This is a genomic window from Streptococcus agalactiae, from assembly GCF_949788565.1.
GTDB lineage: Bacteria > Bacillota > Bacilli > Lactobacillales > Streptococcaceae > Streptococcus > Streptococcus agalactiae.
Map to the genome: position 1 here is coordinate 793,169 of NZ_OX460931.1, position 18,102 is coordinate 811,270.

10 protein-coding genes are annotated in these 18,102 nt (G+C 35.7%); 9 read left to right on the forward strand and 1 reads right to left on the reverse strand.

The window, feature by feature from the left end; genetic code table 11:
- The first annotated feature begins 167 nt into the window (after positions 1-167).
- The 3 genes from rexB to QOR44_RS04195 are packed head-to-tail and all read left to right on the forward strand — an operon-like array spanning position 168 to position 7,944.
- Positions 168-3,401 carry an ATP-dependent nuclease subunit B gene (gene rexB / locus QOR44_RS04185; protein WP_000772303.1) on the forward strand — a complete coding sequence of 1,078 codons (3,234 nt, stop codon included), beginning with the start codon at positions 168-170 and terminating at the stop codon, positions 3,399-3,401.
- Entirely contained in the window at positions 3,391-7,014 is a 3,624-nt protein-coding gene (gene addA / locus QOR44_RS04190) for a helicase-exonuclease AddAB subunit AddA (protein WP_000143237.1), read from the forward strand. Before rexB ends, addA begins: the two co-directional genes overlap by 11 nt.
- 12 nt (positions 7,015-7,026) lie before the next feature.
- The gene (locus QOR44_RS04195; RefSeq protein ID WP_000634649.1) at positions 7,027-7,944 is read left to right on the forward strand and encodes a magnesium transporter CorA family protein; all 918 of its coding nucleotides are present in this window, start codon (positions 7,027-7,029) and stop codon (positions 7,942-7,944) included.
- Between the two features lie 31 nt (positions 7,945-7,975).
- On the opposite strand, the gene mnmE is transcribed toward QOR44_RS04195, so the two are convergent.
- Positions 7,976-9,352, reverse strand: coding sequence for a tRNA uridine-5-carboxymethylaminomethyl(34) synthesis GTPase MnmE (mnmE, locus tag QOR44_RS04200; protein WP_000028886.1), 1,377 nt, complete (start codon positions 9,350-9,352; stop codon positions 7,976-7,978).
- Positions 9,353-9,479: 127 nt separating this feature from the next.
- Here mnmE and QOR44_RS04205 point away from each other — a divergent pair, with 127 nt between their 5' ends.
- The 6 genes from QOR44_RS04205 (at position 9,480) to lplA (ending at position 17,999) form a co-directional block, all read left to right on the forward strand.
- A complete protein-coding gene (locus QOR44_RS04205; RefSeq protein ID WP_017647152.1) occupies positions 9,480-11,390 on the forward strand; it encodes an ABC-F family ATP-binding cassette domain-containing protein in 1,911 nt (636 codons plus the stop codon).
- Between the two features lie 148 nt (positions 11,391-11,538).
- Complete coding sequence (locus QOR44_RS04210) at positions 11,539-12,507, forward strand: thiamine pyrophosphate-dependent dehydrogenase E1 component subunit alpha (RefSeq protein WP_000258166.1); 969 nt, start codon at positions 11,539-11,541, stop codon at positions 12,505-12,507.
- A gap of 74 nt (positions 12,508-12,581) precedes the next feature.
- Complete coding sequence (locus QOR44_RS04215; RefSeq protein WP_000005088.1) at positions 12,582-13,580, forward strand: alpha-ketoacid dehydrogenase subunit beta; 999 nt, start codon at positions 12,582-12,584, stop codon at positions 13,578-13,580.
- A 126-nt stretch (positions 13,581-13,706) separates the two neighbouring features.
- The gene (locus QOR44_RS04220) at positions 13,707-15,095 is read left to right on the forward strand and encodes a dihydrolipoamide acetyltransferase (protein WP_000257565.1); all 1,389 of its coding nucleotides are present in this window, start codon (positions 13,707-13,709) and stop codon (positions 15,093-15,095) included.
- Between the two features lie 59 nt (positions 15,096-15,154).
- Entirely contained in the window at positions 15,155-16,912 is a 1,758-nt protein-coding gene (gene lpdA / locus QOR44_RS04225; RefSeq protein ID WP_000863368.1) for a dihydrolipoyl dehydrogenase, read from the forward strand.
- A gap of 97 nt (positions 16,913-17,009) precedes the next feature.
- Positions 17,010-17,999 (forward strand): lipoate--protein ligase, encoded by a 990-nt coding sequence (lplA, locus tag QOR44_RS04230; RefSeq protein ID WP_000875296.1) that lies wholly within the window; start codon positions 17,010-17,012, stop codon positions 17,997-17,999.
- Positions 18,000-18,102: the final 103 nt, after the last annotated feature.

Genomic DNA, 18,102 nt, shown 5'->3' on the forward strand with positions numbered 1-18,102 from the left:
AAAGTGTTTTATAGGCTCATTATAAACTATTTTAATAAGAAATGCTTGAATTTTTAACTAAATATCTTCCCCTAGATTTGAAGCTATTTTTGGTATAATATTAATAAACTGTAAAGGATAAGTTGAAGAAGGTTTACTTCTCAGTTGACTTATAAGATAGGAGATTCATGAAATTACTTTATACTGATATTAATCATGATATGACAGAAATCTTAGTCAATCAGGCCGCGCATGCTGCTGAAGCTGGATGGCGTATTTTTTATATTGCTCCAAACTCTTTATCTTTTGAAAAGGAGCGTGCAGTATTAGAGACCCTTCCTCAAGAAGCCTCTTTTGCTATTACAATTACTCGCTTTGCTCAATTGGCACGTTATTTTACTTTAAACCAGCCTAATCAAAAAGAAAGTTTAAACGATATTGGATTAGCAATGATCTTTTATCGTGCTTTAGCAAGTTTTGAAGATGGACAATTAAAAGTTTTTGGACGATTGAAGCAAGATGCTTCCTTTATCAGTCAATTGGTAGACCTATACAAAGAATTGCAGACAGCAAATCTGAGTATTTTAGATTTAAAATATTTGCATTCTCCTGAAAAATTTGAAGATTTATTAGCTATTTTTCTAGTGGTTTCAGATCTTTTAAGAGAAGGAGAATACGACAATCAATCTAAAATTGCCTTTTTTACAGAACAAGTAAGGTCAGGCCAGCTAGATGTGGATTTAAAGAACACTATCCTTATAGTCGATGGTTTTACCCGTTTCTCAGCTGAAGAAGAAGCTTTAATTAAAAGCCTGAGTTCACGTTGTCAAGAGATTATCATCGGAGCTTATGCTAGCCAAAAAGCGTATAAGGCTAACTTTACTAATGGAAATATTTATTCTGCAGGGGTTGATTTTTTAAGATATCTAGCAACGACATTTCAAACAAAACCAGAATTTATCTTGTCCAAGTGGGAAAGTAAGTCTGGTTTTGAAATGATTTCGAAAAATATCGAAGGTAAACATGATTTTACAAATAGTAGTCACATTTTAGACGACACTGCTAAAGATTGTATAACAATTTGGGAGTGCATTAATCAAAAAGATGAAGTGGAACATGTGGCTAGAGCTATACGTCAGAAACTTTATCAAGGATATCGCTACAAAGATATTTTAGTTTTACTAGGAGATGTAGATAGTTATAAACTACAATTAAGCAAGATTTTTGAGCAGTATGATATTCCTTATTATTTCGGTAAAGCTGAAACAATGGCTGCGCACCCTTTAGTTCATTTTATGGATTCCTTGTCTCGAATAAAACGTTATCGATTTAGAGCTGAAGATGTTTTAAATCTTTTTAAGACAGGTATTTATGGAGAGATTAGTCAAGATGATTTAGATTATTTTGAGGCTTATATCTCATATGCAGACATTAAAGGTCCTAAGAAGTTCTTTACAGATTTTGTTGTGGGGGCTAAAAAATTTGATTTAGGGCGTCTTAACACTATTCGTCAGTCCCTCCTTACTCCACTGGAAAGTTTTGTTAAAACGAAAAAACAAGACGGTATAAAAACACTCAACCAATTCATGTTTTTCCTTACTCAGGTAGGTTTGAGTGACAATTTATCGCGATTAGTTGGTCAAATGTCTGAAAATGAACAAGAAAAACATAAAGAAGTTTGGAAAACATTTACAGATATTTTAGAGCAGTTTCAAACAATATTTGGTCAAGAAAAATTAAATTTAGACGAATTTTTATCGTTATTAAATTCAGGTATGATGCAAGCCGAGTATCGTATGGTCCCTGCTACTGTTGATGTGGTTACTATTAAGTCTTACGACTTGGTAGAACCACATAGTAATCAATTTGTCTATGCCCTAGGCATGACACAATCACATTTTCCAAAGATTGCTCAAAACAAATCTTTAATATCTGATATTGAACGTCAGCTTATAAACGATGCCAATGACACTGATGGTCATTTTGACATTATGACGCGAGAAAATTTGAAGAAAAACCATTTTGCTGCCCTCTCTCTTTTTAATGCTGCTAAACAAGAATTAGTGTTGACTATACCACAATTATTGAATGAGTCTGAAGATCAGATGTCACCATATCTTGTCGAACTAAGAGATATAGGTGTTCCTTTTAATCATAAAGGACGCCAATCGTTAAAAGAAGAAGCTGATAATATTGGGAATTACAAAGCTTTATTATCGCGTGTTGTTGACTTGTATCGCTCTGCTATTGACAAAGAGATGACTAAAGAAGAACAAACTTTTTGGTCAGTTGCTGTTCGTTATTTGCGTCGTCAATTAACTTCTAAAGGGATCGAAATACCAATAATTACAGATAGTCTTGATACTGTGACAGTTTCATCAGATGTGATGACCAGACGCTTCCCAGAAGATCACCCACTTAAATTATCCTCATCTGCTTTGACAACTTTTTATAATAATCAATATAAGTATTTTTTACAATATGTGTTAGGTTTGGAAGAACAAGACTCAATTCATCCAGATATGCGGCACCATGGAACGTACCTTCATCGTGTTTTTGAAATTCTGATGAAAAACCAAGGGATAGAATCTTTTGAAGAGAAACTCAACTCTGCAATTAATAAAACCAATCAAGAAGATGTTTTCAAATCCTTGTATTCAGAAGATGCAGAAAGTCGTTATTCTTTAGAAATTTTAGAAGATATCGCGCGTGCAACTGCAACCATATTACGACAAGATAGTCAGATGACTGTTGAAAGTGAAGAAGAACGATTTGAACTAATGATTGATAATACTATAAAAATTAACGGTATTATTGACCGTATCGATCGTTTATCTGATGGTTCTTTGGGTGTCGTGGACTATAAATCAAGCGCTCAAAAATTCGATATCCAAAAATTTTATAACGGTCTAAGTCCACAATTAGTCACCTACATTGATGCTATCAGTCGTGACAGGGAAGTTGAACAAAAACCACCGATTTTTGGAGCTATGTACTTACATATGCAAGAACCTAGACAAGACTTGTCTAAAATTAAAAATTTAGATGATTTAGTAACAAAAAATCATCAAGCTTTAACTTATAAAGGATTATTTTCAGAAGCTGAAAAAGAATTTTTAGCAAATGGGAAATACCATCTCAAAGATTCCCTTTATTCAGAGGCTGAAATTGCTATTTTACAAGCACATAACCAATCGCTTTACAAAAAAGCATCTGAGACTATTAAGTCAGGTAAGTTTTTGATCAATCCATATACAGAAGATGCTAAAACAGTTGACGGTGATCAGTTTAAGAGTATTACGGGGTTCGAGGCGGATAGGCATATGGCACGTGCCAGAGCGCTTTATAAATTACCTGCTAAGGAAAAACGTCAAGGTTTCTTAACATTAATGCAGCAAGAGGAGGAAAATGATGACCTTTAAGCCTTTCTTAAATCCAGAAGATATTGCTGTTATTCAGACAGAAGAAAAAAATTCTGATAAAAAACAAAAGCGAACGCCTGAACAAATTGAAGCCATTTATACTTTTGGTAACAATGTCCTGGTATCAGCTTCGGCTGGTTCTGGAAAGACTTTTGTAATGGTTGAGCGGATTTTAGATAAACTTTTAAGAGGGGTTCCGATTGACTCTTTGTTTATCTCAACATTTACAGTAAAAGCGGCAGGTGAGCTCAAAGAACGTTTAGAAAAGAAAATAAACGAGTCTTTGAAATCCGCAGAATCAGATGATTTAAAACAGTTTCTCACCCAGCAACTTGTCAGCATTCAAACAGCTGATATTGGTACTATGGATGCTTTTACGCAAAAAATAGTTAACCAATATGGTTATACTTTGGGCATATCACCTATATTTAGGATTTTACAAGATAAAAATGAGCAAGACGTCATAAAGAATGAGGTCTATGCTGATTTATTTTCTGACTACATGACTGGAAAGAATGCAGCTTCATTCATAAAATTAGTCAAAAATTTCTCAGGTAATCGTAAAGATAGCAAAGCTTTTCGAGAAATGGTTTATAAAGTTTATGCTTTTAGCCAGTCCACCGATAACCCCAAGCGCTGGATGCAAACAGTTTTTCTAAAAGGTGCACAAACTTACACTGATTTTGAAGCTATTCCAGATCAAGAAGTTTCAAGCCTTTTAAATGTAATGCAAACAACTGCTAATCAATTACGTGATTTAACGGATCAAGAAGATTATAAGCAATTAACTGCTAAAGGGGTTCCGACAGCAAATTACAAAAAACACCTTAAAATAATTGAAAATTTAGTCCATTGGTCTCAAGACTTTAATCTGCTGTATGGAAAAAAAGGATTGGCTAATTTGGCACGTGATATCACTAATGTGATTCCTTCAGGCAATGATGTTACAGTTGCTGGCGTTAAATATCCTATCTTTAAACAATTGCATAATCGTATCGTTGGACTTAAGCACTTAGAAGTTATTTTTAAGTATCAAGGAGAATCTCTTTTCTTGTTAGAATTATTGCAATCCTTTGTTCTAGATTTCTCAGAACAATATTTACAGGAGAAGATTCAAGAAAATGCTTTTGAATTTTCTGACATTGCCCATTTTGCAATTCAAATATTGGAAGAAAATCATGATATTAGGCAACTTTATCAAGATAAGTATCATGAAGTAATGGTTGATGAGTATCAGGACAATAACCACACCCAAGAGAGAATGTTAGAACTATTGTCTAATGGACATAATCGTTTTATGGTTGGAGACATAAAACAATCAATTTACCGTTTTCGTCAGGCTGATCCACAAATTTTTAATGATAAATACAAAGCTTACCAAGACAATCCAAGTCAAGGGAAATTAATTATTCTGAAAGAGAATTTTCGGAGTCAATCAGAGGTTTTAGACAGTACAAATAGTGTGTTTACACATCTTATGGATGAAGAAGTAGGAGACATTCTTTATGATGAAAGTCACCAATTAAAAGCTGGTAGTCCAAGACAGCAAGAAAGACATCCGAATAATAAAACACAAGTTTTACTATTAGATACTGATGAAGATGAGATAGATGACAGTGATAGTCAACAATATGATATTAGCCCAGCTGAAGCAAAGTTAGTCGCAAAAGAAATTATTCGATTGCATAAAGAAGAGAATGTTCCCTTTCAAGATATCACCCTCTTAGTTTCTTCAAGGACAAGGAATGATGGTATCTTACAAACTTTTGACCGTTATGGTATTCCTTTGGTAACTGACGGTGGGGAGCAAAATTACTTAAAATCAGTCGAAGTGATGGTAATGCTTGATACTTTGCGGTCAATTGATAATCCCTTAAATGATTATGCTCTAGTTGCTCTTTTGAGATCTCCCATGTTTGGCTTTAATGAAGATGATTTAACAAGAATTGCTATTCAGGATGTCAAAATGGCTTTTTATCATAAAGTGAAATTGTCTTATCATAAAGAAGGTCATCATAGTGATTTAATTACTCCAGAATTATCTTCTAAAATAGATCACTTTATGAAAACATTCCAGACTTGGCGTGATTTTGCTAAATGGCATTCGCTTTATGATTTAATATGGAAAATATATAATGACCGTTTTTATTATGATTATGTAGGAGCTCTGCCTAAAGCTGAGCAACGTCAAGCCAATCTATATGCCTTGGCACTTCGAGCAAATCAGTTTGAAAAAACAGGTTTCAAGGGTTTATCACGCTTTATTCGAATGATTGATAAAGTTTTAGAAAATGAAAATGATTTGGCAGATGTTGAGGTGGCATTACCGCAAAATGCTGTTAACCTAATGACTATACACAAATCAAAGGGGCTTGAGTTTAAGTATGTATTTATTTTAAATATTGATAAGAAATTTTCAATGGTAGACATAACTTCCCCTCTTATTTTAAGCCGAAATCAAGGAATTGGTATTAAATATGTTGCTGATATGCGACATGAACTCGAAGAAGAGATACTGCCTGCAGTAAAGGTTAGCATGGAAACACTTCCTTACCAACTTAATAAAAGAGAGTTACGCTTAGCTACTTTATCAGAGCAAATGCGTTTACTTTACGTAGCTATGACACGTGCAGAGAAAAAATTATATCTGGTTGGTAAGGCTAGTCAAACCAAATGGGCTGATCATTATGACTTAGTATCTGAAAATAATCATCTCCCATTAGCTAGTCGTGAGACTTTTGTGACCTTTCAAGATTGGTTACTGGCTGTTCATGAAACCTATAAGAAACAAGAGTTGTTTTATGACATCAACTTCGTATCATTAGAGGAATTAACAGATCACCACATAGGGATGGTTAATCCTAGTCTACCTTTCAATCCCGATAATAAGGCAGAGAATCGTCAGTCTGAAGATATCGTGCGCGCGATTAGCGTGTTAGAATCTGTTGAACAGATTAATCAAACTTATAAAGCGGCTATTGAGTTACCGACAGTAAGAACACCAAGTCAAGTCAAAAAATTCTATGAGCCTATTCTAGATATAGAAGGCGTTGATGTGATGGAAACTATTACTAAAACATCAGTAGATTTTAAGTTACCTGATTTTTCTACAAGTAAAAAGCAAGACCCAGCAGCTTTAGGATCTGCTGTACATGAATTAATGCAACGCATAGAGATGTCATCTCATGTCAAAATGGAAGATATTCAAAAAGCCTTGACAGAAGTGAATGCTGAAACAAGTGTCAAAGCGGCTATTCAGATTGAAAAAATCAACTATTTTTTCCAAGAAACCTCACTCGGTAAGTATATACAAGAAGAAGTAGAACATCTGCATCGAGAGGCACCTTTTGCCATGTTAAAAGAAGATCCGGAGAGTGGTGAGAAATTCGTTGTACGTGGTATTATTGATGGGTATCTACTATTAGAAAATCGGATAATTCTATTTGATTATAAGACTGATAAATTTGTCAATCCTCTGGAATTAAAAGAACGCTATCAGGGACAAATGGCTTTATATGCAGAAGCTTTAAAAAAATCTTACGAGATAGAAAAGATAGACAAATACTTAATTCTTTTAGGTGGCAAACAGCTAGAAGTGGTAAAAATGGATTAAAGAAAGGAAAAAATGATAGTCGAACAAAAATTTGGAAATGGTTTTACTTGGATTAACATTGAAGCAGAGCAATTGCGAACAGAAACATCGGAAATTCAAGCAAAATATTTGGATAGTGAGATTATTACATATGCTCTGGATGATTATGAACGAGCCTTTATGGAATGTTCTCATATTAAAGGAAAAGAAGTCTTGACGATTATTTTTAATACTATTGATCTAAAGCAGAAAGAAAGTTATTATGAGACCGTTCCGATGACCTTTTGCTTATCACACGACCGTTTGATAACGGTGACACGGTCTCGAAATAGTTATATGCTAGAACTATTGCAAAAATATCTAGACCGTAATCCAGATGTCTCTCCTAAAAAATTTTTATTTGCAGCTTTAACTTTGATTACAAAACAATATTTTAATGTTGTGTCGAAAATTGATAGAGAAAAGGATATTCTCAACCGTCAATTGAGAGAACAAACAACCAATAAGCGCTTATTAGCCATGAGTGACCTAGAGACAGGATCCGTTTATCTTTTGACAGCTGCCAATCAAAATGCATTGGTATTAGAGCAATTAGATGTTCATCCTAGTCAGCGATTTAATTCTGAAGTGGAAAAAGAACAGTTATCAGATGCTCTCATTGAAGCGCATCAGTTAGTCAGTATGACACAATTAAACAGTCAGGTACTTTCACAATTATCATCTACTTTTAACAATGTCTTAAATAATAACTTGAACGAAAACTTAACAGGTTTGAATATCATTTCGATTAATTTAGCGATTATTGCAGCAATTACTGGCTTTTTTGGGATGAATATTCCATTACCTCTTACAGAATCACGGAGTTCATGGTTAATTGTTATTGCTACTTCGGTCTTACTTTGGGTTATTATTGCTCAAATTTTAAAACGAGTTTTTAACTTAAGAAAATAAAAATGTTCAGTGCGTAAGCACCGAACATTTTTTATTTACCTAAGCAGAATTGGCTGAAGAGCTGAGTTATTAGCTCATCTGGAGCTGCATCCCCAGTGATTTCTCCAAGTATTTCCCAAGTTCTAGTCATATCGACTTGTAAGAGATCAACAGGCATTCCTAATTCCAAGCCCTCATTGACAGCTTTTAAACTATCAACGGCTTTTTCAATTAGTGAGATATGGCGAGCATTCGATAGATAAGTAGCGTCATGTTCTACCATACCAGCATTGTCAAAGAAAATATCGTTAATACGTTCTTCGATTTTATCGATGTTTTCATTTTTTAAAACCGAAATTGGAATAACATTTTCAGGTAATTCGTTAACTTCTATTTTTTGAGGAAGATCCGTTTTATTGAGTAATACGATACGATTACTTTCTTTACTTAGTTCTAGAAGGGAGCGGTCTTGTAATGTTAGTGGTTCGGAACTATTGAGAACCAACAACACAAGGTCGGCTTCTTCTAAAGCCTTTTTTGAACGTTCAACACCAATTTTTTCAACGATATCATCTGTATCACGGATACCAGCAGTGTCAACTAGCTTTAAAGGAACTCCTTTAATATTGACGTATTCTTCAATAACATCACGAGTTGTTCCTTCAATATCTGTCACAATCGCCTTTTCTTCACGTAAGAGGTTATTTAGTAAGCTGGATTTACCGACATTTGGACGACCAATGATTGCTGTTGAAAGTCCTTCTCGAAGAATTTTTCCACGTCGGGCAGTTCGAAGTAAATTTTCCATAAGTGCTTGAAACTCTTGTGTTTTTTCACGCATCAGTGCTGTAGTCATCTCTTCAACGTCATCATATTCAGGGTAATCGATATTAACTTCAACTTGGGCTAGAGTATTTAGAATTTCTTGTCGAGTGTTATTGATTAGTGTCTTTAGAGAACCATCTAATTGCTTAACGGCAATATCCATTGCTTTATCTGTTTTAGCTCTAATAAGATCCATAACAGCTTCAGCCTGAGTCAAGTCGACTCGACCATTTAAAAAAGCACGTTTAGTAAATTCTCCTGGTTCAGCCATTCGTGCTCCATGTCGTAAAATTAACTGAAGAATTTCGTTAGTAACTGCAATTCCTCCATGCGTATTAATTTCAATAACATCTTCTCTTGTGAATGTTTTTGGAGCAAGCATAACGCCTAACATAACTTCATCCAAGATTTCATTTTTATCTGGGTCCACAATATGACCATAGTTTAAAGTATGGGATTGGATCGCGGATAGATCTTTTCCGCGATAAATTTTTGATGCTATCTTTAAGGCATCTGTACCAGATATACGGACAATACCAATAGCTCCCTCACCGAGAGGAGTTGAAATAGCTGCGATGGTATCAAATTCTTTTGTAATAGACATAAAGTCTCTCTCTTTCTTGGAAATTACTAACATTCATTGTAACCTAAAGCCCTAAAAGGTGCAATCATTTGATTAAAAGAGAAGATTTCCATAATGGTTTTATTTGAAGGTATGCTATAATAAAACTATGATTATACTACAAGGAAACAAAATTGAGCGCTCATTTTCAGGTGATGTGCTTTTTGATAATATTAATATTCAAGTTGATCAACGTGATCGTATTGCTCTTGTTGGACGTAATGGTGCTGGCAAATCAACGCTTCTTAAAATTTTAGTTGGTGAAGAGGCTCCGACAAAAGGAGAAATAAATAAAAAGCGTGATTTGAGTTTGTCCTACTTGGCACAAGATAGTCGTTTTCAATCTGAAAATACAATTTTCCAAGAAATGTTACAAGTTTTTGACTCATTAAGAGAAGTAGAGAAGCGCTTACGCGAATTGGAATTACAAATGGGCCAAGTTTCAGGAAGTGACCTGGAACAATTAATGAAAACATACGATATTTTGTCAGAAGAATTTCGTGAAAAAGGTGGCTTTACCTATGAATCAGATATAAAGGCTATTTTAAATGGCTTTAAGTTTAACAGTGATATGTGGGAAATGCCTATTAGTGAATTGTCTGGCGGGCAAAATACACGATTAGCGCTTGCAAAAATGCTACTTGAAAAGCCAGAATTACTTGTTTTAGATGAACCAACGAACCATTTAGACATTGATACGATTGCTTGGTTAGAAAATTATCTTGTAAATTATCAAGGAGCCCTTATTATTGTCAGCCATGACCGCTATTTTTTAGACAAGGTAGCTACAGTAACTTATGATTTAACGACACATTCTCTAGACCGCTATGTAGGCAATTATTCGAAATTTATGGATCTTAAGGCAGAGAAAATAGCGACTGAAGAAAAGAATTTTGAAAAGCAACAAAAAGAAATTGCTAAGTTAGAAGATTTTGTACAACGTAACATTGTTAGGGCTTCAACCACTAAACGAGCACAAGCTCGTCGTAAACAATTAGAAAAGATGGAACGACTCGACAAACCGAATGTAGAGCAAAAATCAGCTAATATGACTTTTCATGCTGGGAAAGTCTCAGGGAATGTTGTTTTAACACTTGAGAATGCAGCTATTGGTTATGAAGGTGTTTCTTTATCGGAGCCAATCGATTTGGACGTGAAGAAATTTGATGCTATTGCAATTGTAGGTCCAAATGGTATCGGGAAATCAACTTTAATCAAATCGCTTGTTGGGCAAATTCCTTTTATCAAAGGAGAAGCAAAATTAGGAGCAAATGTCGAAACTGGGTATTACGATCAAAGTCAAAGTAATTTAACAAAAACGAATACTGTTTTAGATGAGTTATGGAATGCTTTTTCAACAACGCCAGAAGTTGAAATTAGAAACCGTTTAGGAGCTTTTCTTTTTTCAGGTGATGATGTTAAAAAATCAGTTTCAATGCTATCAGGTGGTGAACGAGCGCGTTTGCTATTGGCAAAATTATCTATGGAAAATAATAATTTTCTCATATTAGATGAGCCAACAAACCACTTGGATATTGATAGTAAAGAAGTCTTAGAAAATGCACTCATCGAATTTGATGGCACATTACTTTTTGTTAGTCATGATCGCTATTTTATTAATCGTGTGGCAACTAAGGTTCTCGAAATTTCTGATAAGGGAAGTACTCTCTATCTAGGAGATTATGATTATTACCTCACTAAGAAAGCCGAACTAGAGGAATTAGCACGTTTAAATGAAGAAGAAGTGAGTGCTTCAAAAACAGAAATCGACGTTACATCAGATTATGAGACACAAAAAGCAAATCAAAAGGAATTTAGGAAAATTACCCGTCGCGTTGTAGAAATTGAGGCGCGTTTGGAAGTTCTTGAAAATGATGAAAACAATATCAATGGTTTAATGTTAGAAACCAATGACATCGGAAAACTCTCTGATTTGCAAAAAGAGCTGGAATCAATCCAAGAAGAACAATTGCTATTAATGGAAGAGTGGGAAAATCTAAATATGAGACTAGATTTGTGAGAAAATTTCAAAAACAATAGTTTGTGAAAAAAGTACATTTTAAATTGAGATGCCTTTTACGAAAACAAAGAAAGCGGTTCAAATTCTTGCATCTTGTGAAAAAAACTTATACAATAATTAAGTAATAAAGATTTTTTTGGAGGTTAGAATGGTAACTCTATCTAAAGAACAACACTTGGATATGTTTCTAAAAATGCAACGTATTCGTGATGTTGATATGAAATTTAACAAATTGGTTCGTCGTGGTTTCGTCCAAGGGATGACTCACTTCTCTGTTGGTGAAGAAGCTGCTTCAGTAGGTGCTATCCAAGATTTAACAGATTCAGATATCATTTTCTCAAACCACCGTGGACACGGACAAACTATTGCAAAAGGTATTGATATTGGTGGAATGTTTGCTGAACTTGCTGGTAAAGCAACAGGAACATCAAAAGGTCGTGGAGGCTCAATGCACTTAGCAAACCTTGAAAAAGGTAACTATGGAACAAACGGTATCGTCGGTGGAGGATATGCGCTTGCAGTAGGTGCTGCCCTTACACAGCAATATGAAGGAACTGATAACATTGTTATCGCCTTTTCGGGTGACTCAGCGACTAACGAGGGCTCATTCCATGAGTCAGTTAACTTAGCTGCTGTTTGGAACTTACCAGTTATCTTCTTTATCATCAACAACCGTTATGGTATCTCAACAGACATCACATACTCAACTAAAATTCCTCACCTTTACATGCGTGCTGATGCGTACGGTATTCCAGGGCATTATGTTGAAGATGGTAATGACCTTATGGCTGTTTACGAAAAAATGCATGAAGTTATCAATTACGTGCGTTCAGGAAATGGACCAGCTATTGTAGAGGTTGAATCATACCGTTGGTTTGGTCATTCAACTGCTGATGCTGGGGTATACCGTACTAAAGAAGAAGTTGATTCATGGAAAGCTAAAGATCCAGTAAAACGCTACCGTGCATACTTAATTGAAAATGAAATCGCTACTGAAGAAGAGCTTGCAGCTATTGAAGCACAAGTGATTAAAGAAGTTGAAGAAGGGGTTAAATTCGCTGAAGAAAGTCCATTCCCTGATATGTCTGTTGCATTTGAAGACGTTTTTGTGGACTAAAATAACCTAAAGTAGATGAGATTTATCTCGTTCTATTATTCAATTGATTAAAAAACGGATATTCGGAGGAAATAATGAGCGAAACTAAAGTTATGGCTTTGCGCGAAGCGATTAATGTCGCTATGAGCGAAGAAATGCGCAAAGATGAAAAAGTATTTTTAATGGGTGAAGATGTAGGTGTATATGGAGGAGACTTCGGTACATCTGTTGGTATGTTAGAAGAGTTTGGTGCTAAGCGCGTTCGCGACACACCAATCTCAGAGGCTGCGATTGCAGGTTCAGCTATCGGTGCTGCACAAACAGGTTTGCGTCCTATCGTTGATTTGACATTCATGGATTTCGTAACAATTGCAATGGATGCTATCGTTAACCAAGGTGCTAAAACGAATTATATGTTTGGTGGAGGTCTATCAACTCCAGTTACTTTCCGTGTGGCATCAGGGTCAGGTATTGGTTCGGCTGCACAACACTCACAATCATTAGAAGCTTGGTTAACACACATTCCAGGTCTAAAAGTTGTTGCACCTGGTACTGTTAATGAGTCAAAAGCACTTTTGAAATCTTCTATTCTTGACAATAACCCAGTTATCTTCTTAGAGCCAAAAGCTCTCTATGGTAAGAAAGAAGAAGTTAATATGGATCCTGATTTCTATATTCCACTTGGTAAAGGGGATATTAAGCGTGAGGGTACTGACTTAACAATTGTTTCTTATGGCCGTATGCTTGAGCGTGTTATGCAAGCTGCTGAAGAAGTTGCTGAGGAAGGTATTAACGTTGAGGTTGTTGATCCACGTACACTTATTCCGCTTGATAAAGAATTAATTATCGATTCTGTTAAGAAAACTGGTAAATTGATCTTGGTTAACGATGCTTATAAAACTGGCGGTTTCACTGGTGAAATTGCAACTATGGTTGCTGAAAGTGAAGCATTTGATTACCTTGATCATCCTATCGTGCGTCTTGCAAGTGAAGATGTTCCAGTACCGTATTCACGTGTACTTGAACAAGGAATCTTACCTGATGTAGCAAAAATTAAAGATGCTATCTACAAAGTAGTTAACAAAGGTAAATAATTCATAAAACAAAGAGGGACTGAGGAATGAGTGAAAACTTAGCCTCTTTCCTTGTTTATAGGTTTTAATTTATATCGTTAGATGAAACATATATTTGACGATATAGTTTAGTGTGAAAGGAAAACTATGGCTGTCGAAATTATTATGCCTAAACTCGGGGTTGATATGCAAGAAGGCGAAATCCTTGAGTGGAAAAAACAGGTAGGTGATGTTGTTAATGAAGGTGACGTCCTACTTGAAATTATGTCAGATAAAACAAATATGGAGATTGAAGCAGAAGACTCAGGTGTTTTACTAAAAATCACACATGGGAATGGAGATGTTGTTCCTGTAACTGAGACAATTGGCTATATTGGTGCTGAAGGTGAAGAAGTAACAGAAGCATCCTCTTCTGAAAATACATCAGTTGAAGAAAACGCGACACAAGTAACTTCAGAACCAGAAAAAGTTGAAGAAACATCAGAACCAAGTGTGCCAGCAGCTACAAGTGGTGAAAAAGTACGTGCCACTCCTGCAGCTCGTAAATTAGCAAGAGAGATGTCTATTGACCTTGCACTAGTATCTGGAACAGGGGCAAATGGTCGCGTTCACAGAGAAGATGTTGAAAACTTCAAGGGTGCTCAACCACGTATTACACCATTGGCACGTCGAATTGCTGAAGATCAAGGAGTTGATATAGCAGAAATCACTGGCAGTGGTATTCGTGGTAAAATTGTTAAAAATGATGTTTTGGCTGCTATGTCACCGCAAGCAGCAGAGGCTCCTGTAGAAACTAAAGCTACACCAACAACAGAAGAAAAACAATTACCAGAAGGTGTTGAAGTCATTAAGATGTCTGCAATGCGTAAGGCTATTTCTAAAGGTATGACTAACTCTTACCTCACTGCTCCAAGCTTTACACTTAACTATGACATTGATATGACTGAAATGATGGCTCTTCGCAAGAAATTAATTGATCCAATCATGGCTAAAACGGGCTTGAAAGTCAGCTTTACTGATTTGATTGGAATGGCCGTTGTTAAGACATTGATGAAACCAGAGCATCGATACCTAAATGCTTCATTAATTAACGATGCACAAGAAATTGAGCTTCATAATTTTGTTAATATTGGAATCGCAGTTGGTCTTGATGATGGTTTGATTGTTCCTGTTGTTCACAATGCTGATCAGATGTCACTTTCTGACTTTGTTATAGCATCTAAAGATGTTATTAAGAAAACTCAAGAAGGTAAATTAAAATCAGCTGAAATGTCAGGTTCAACATTCTCAATTACTAACTTAGGTATGTTTGGTACTAAGACGTTTAACCCAATTATCAATCAACCGAACTCAGCAATCCTTGGAGTAGGCGCTACTATTCCGACTCCAACAGTGGTTGATGGTGAAATTGTAGCTCGACCAATCATGGCAATGTGTTTAACAATTGACCACCGTATTGTTGATGGAATGAATGGTGCTAAGTTTATGGTTGATCTTAAGAACTTAATGGAAAACCCATTTGGTTTACTTATTTGATTCCGTAGGTCTTAATTTGATATAATAAGTTATTCGAAAAACGAAAGAGGAAATAAAAAATGGCTTTTGATGTAATTATGCCAAAACTTGGGGTTGACATGCAAGAAGGCGAAATCCTTGAGTGGAAAAAAAATGAAGGTGACACCGTTAATGAAGGTGATGTCCTTCTTGAAATCATGTCTGATAAAACCAATATGGAAATTGAAGCAGAAGACACTGGTGTACTTTTAAAAATTGTACATCAGGCAGGAGATGTTGTTCCTGTCACTGAAGTGATTGCCTATATCGGAGAAGAAGGTGAAGAAGTAGGTACGTCATCACCTTCGGCTGATGCAACTATCACAGCTGAAGATGGTCAATCAGTTTCTGGACCTGCTGCTCCTTCACAAGAGACAGTTGCAGCAGCAACTCCTAAAGAAGAACTTGCAGCTGATGAGTACGATATCGTAGTCGTAGGTGGTGGCCCTGCAGGTTATTACGCAGCAATCCGCGGTGCTCAACTTGGAGGAAAAATTGCCATTGTTGAGAAAACTGAATTTGGCGGTACGTGTTTGAATGTTGGTTGTATCCCTACAAAAACATATCTTAAAAATGCTGAAATCCTAGATGGTTTGAAAGTAGCAGCTGGACGTGGTATCAACCTTGCTTCAACTAACTATGCAATTGATATGGATAAGACTGTTGCCTTTAAAAATTCTGTAGTTAAGACACTGACTGGTGGTGTACGTGGTCTCTTGAAAGCGAATAAAGTTGAAATTTTCAATGGACTTGGACAAGTAAACCCTGATAAGTCTGTTGTTATTGGCGATAAAGTTATCAAAGGTCGTAACGTCGTCCTTGCGACTGGTTCTAAGGTATCTCGTATTAATATTCCAGGTATTGAATCACCATTAGTATTAACATCAGATGATATTCTTGATTTACGTGAAATTCCTAAGTCACTTGCTGTTATGGGTGGTGGTGTCGTAGGTATTGAGCTTGGTCTTGTATGGGCTTCATACGGTGTTGACGTAACTGTTATTGAAATGGCTGATCGCATCATTCCAGCAATGGATAAAGAAGTATCGCTAGAACTTCAAAAAATCCTTGCTAAAAAGGGAATGAAGATTAAAACATCAGTTGGTGTTTCTGAAATTGTTGAAGCCAATAATCAATTAACGCTTAAATTAAACAACGGTGAAGAAGTTGTTGCTGATAAAGCTCTTCTTTCAATTGGACGTGTTCCACAAATGAATGGTCTTGAAAATCTTGAGCCTGAACTTGAGATGGAACGTGGACGTATTAAAGTTAATGCTTATCAAGAAACTTCAATTCCAGGTATCTATGCACCAGGTGATGTTAATGGAACTCGTATGTTAGCTCATGCTGCATACCGTATGGGTGAAGTAGCTGCTGAAAACGCACTCGGCGGTAATAAGCGTAAAGCACATCTAGATTTCACTCCAGCAGCTGTTTATACTCATCCTGAAGTAGCAATGGTGGGGATGACAGAAGAGCAAGCACGTGAACAATATGGTGACATATTAGTTGGTAAAAATAGCTTTACAGGCAATGGTCGTGCTATCGCTTCAAACGAAGCACATGGTTTTGTAAAAGTAATTGCTGAACCTAAGTATAAAGAGATTCTTGGTGTTCACATTATTGGTCCAGCTGCAGCGGAATTGATTAATGAAGCTTCTACGATTATGGAAAATGAGTTGACTGTCTATGATGTAGCACAATCTATCCATGGTCACCCAACATTCTCTGAAGTTATGTACGAAGCTTTCTTAGATGTTCTCGGTGAAGCTATTCACAACCCTCCAAAACGCAAATAATTTTGTTTAATATATTTGAGATTGAGCTTTTATAGCTTCAATCTCTTTTCACGTATATATTGTCTGAATATTATAAAATATTAGTTAGGAATTTAAAATGAAATATATCGTTAACACGTCTAATGATCCGGCTTACAATGTTGCTTTAGAAGCTTACGCCTTTCAAAAGTTGACAGATATCGATGAAATTTTTATTCTTTGGATTAATGAACCGGCTATCATTATTGGACGCCATCAAAATACAATTCAAGAAATTAACAAAGAGTTCATTGATAAAAATGGCATCCATGTTGTCCGTCGTTTGTCAGGAGGCGGAGCGGTTTATCATGACTTGAATAATTTAAACTACACTATTATTTCTAATAATACACAAGAAGGTGCCTTTGATTTCCAAACTTTTTCAAAACCAGTTATTGATACTCTTGCTAAATTAGGTGTTAAAGCAGAATTTACTGGTCGTAATGATTTAGAAATCAATGGACAAAAATTTGCAGGAAATGCTCAAGCTTATTACAAAGGTCGTATGATGCATCATGGTTGTCTTTTATTTGATGTTGATATGTCAGTCTTAGGGCAAGCACTCAAAGTATCTAAAGACAAAATTGAATCTAAAGGGATCAAATCTGTACGCGCACGTGTTACAAATATTGTTGACCATCTTTCAGATAAAATTACAGTACAAGAATTTAGCGATGCCATTTTAGCTCAAATGAAGGAAGAATATCCAGAGATGGATGAATATGTTTTGAGTGATGCCGAGTTATCAGAAATCCAAGCTATGCGCGATAATCAATTTGCTACATGGGATTGGACGTATGGTAAAGCACCTGAATACACCATTGAACGTGGTGTCCGCTATCCAGCTGGAAAAATTACGACTTATGCTAATGTTGAAAATTCAACGATAAAATCTGTCAAAATCTTTGGTGACTTCTTTGGAGTGAAACCTGTAGATGATATTGAAAAAATGTTGGAAGGTGTCCGCTACGATTACAAAGATGTTTTAGCAGCGCTTAAAACAGTTGATACAAGTCAATACTTCTCACGTATGACACCCGAAGAGATTACAAAAGCTATTGTAGACTAAAATCAAAAAACCTAGTTAAAGTCTTTGCCTTTGGCTAGGTTTTTTGTATGGTTAAGTGGCCTTATAGTAGTAAAAAACCAACGTTATTGATAACGCTGGTTTT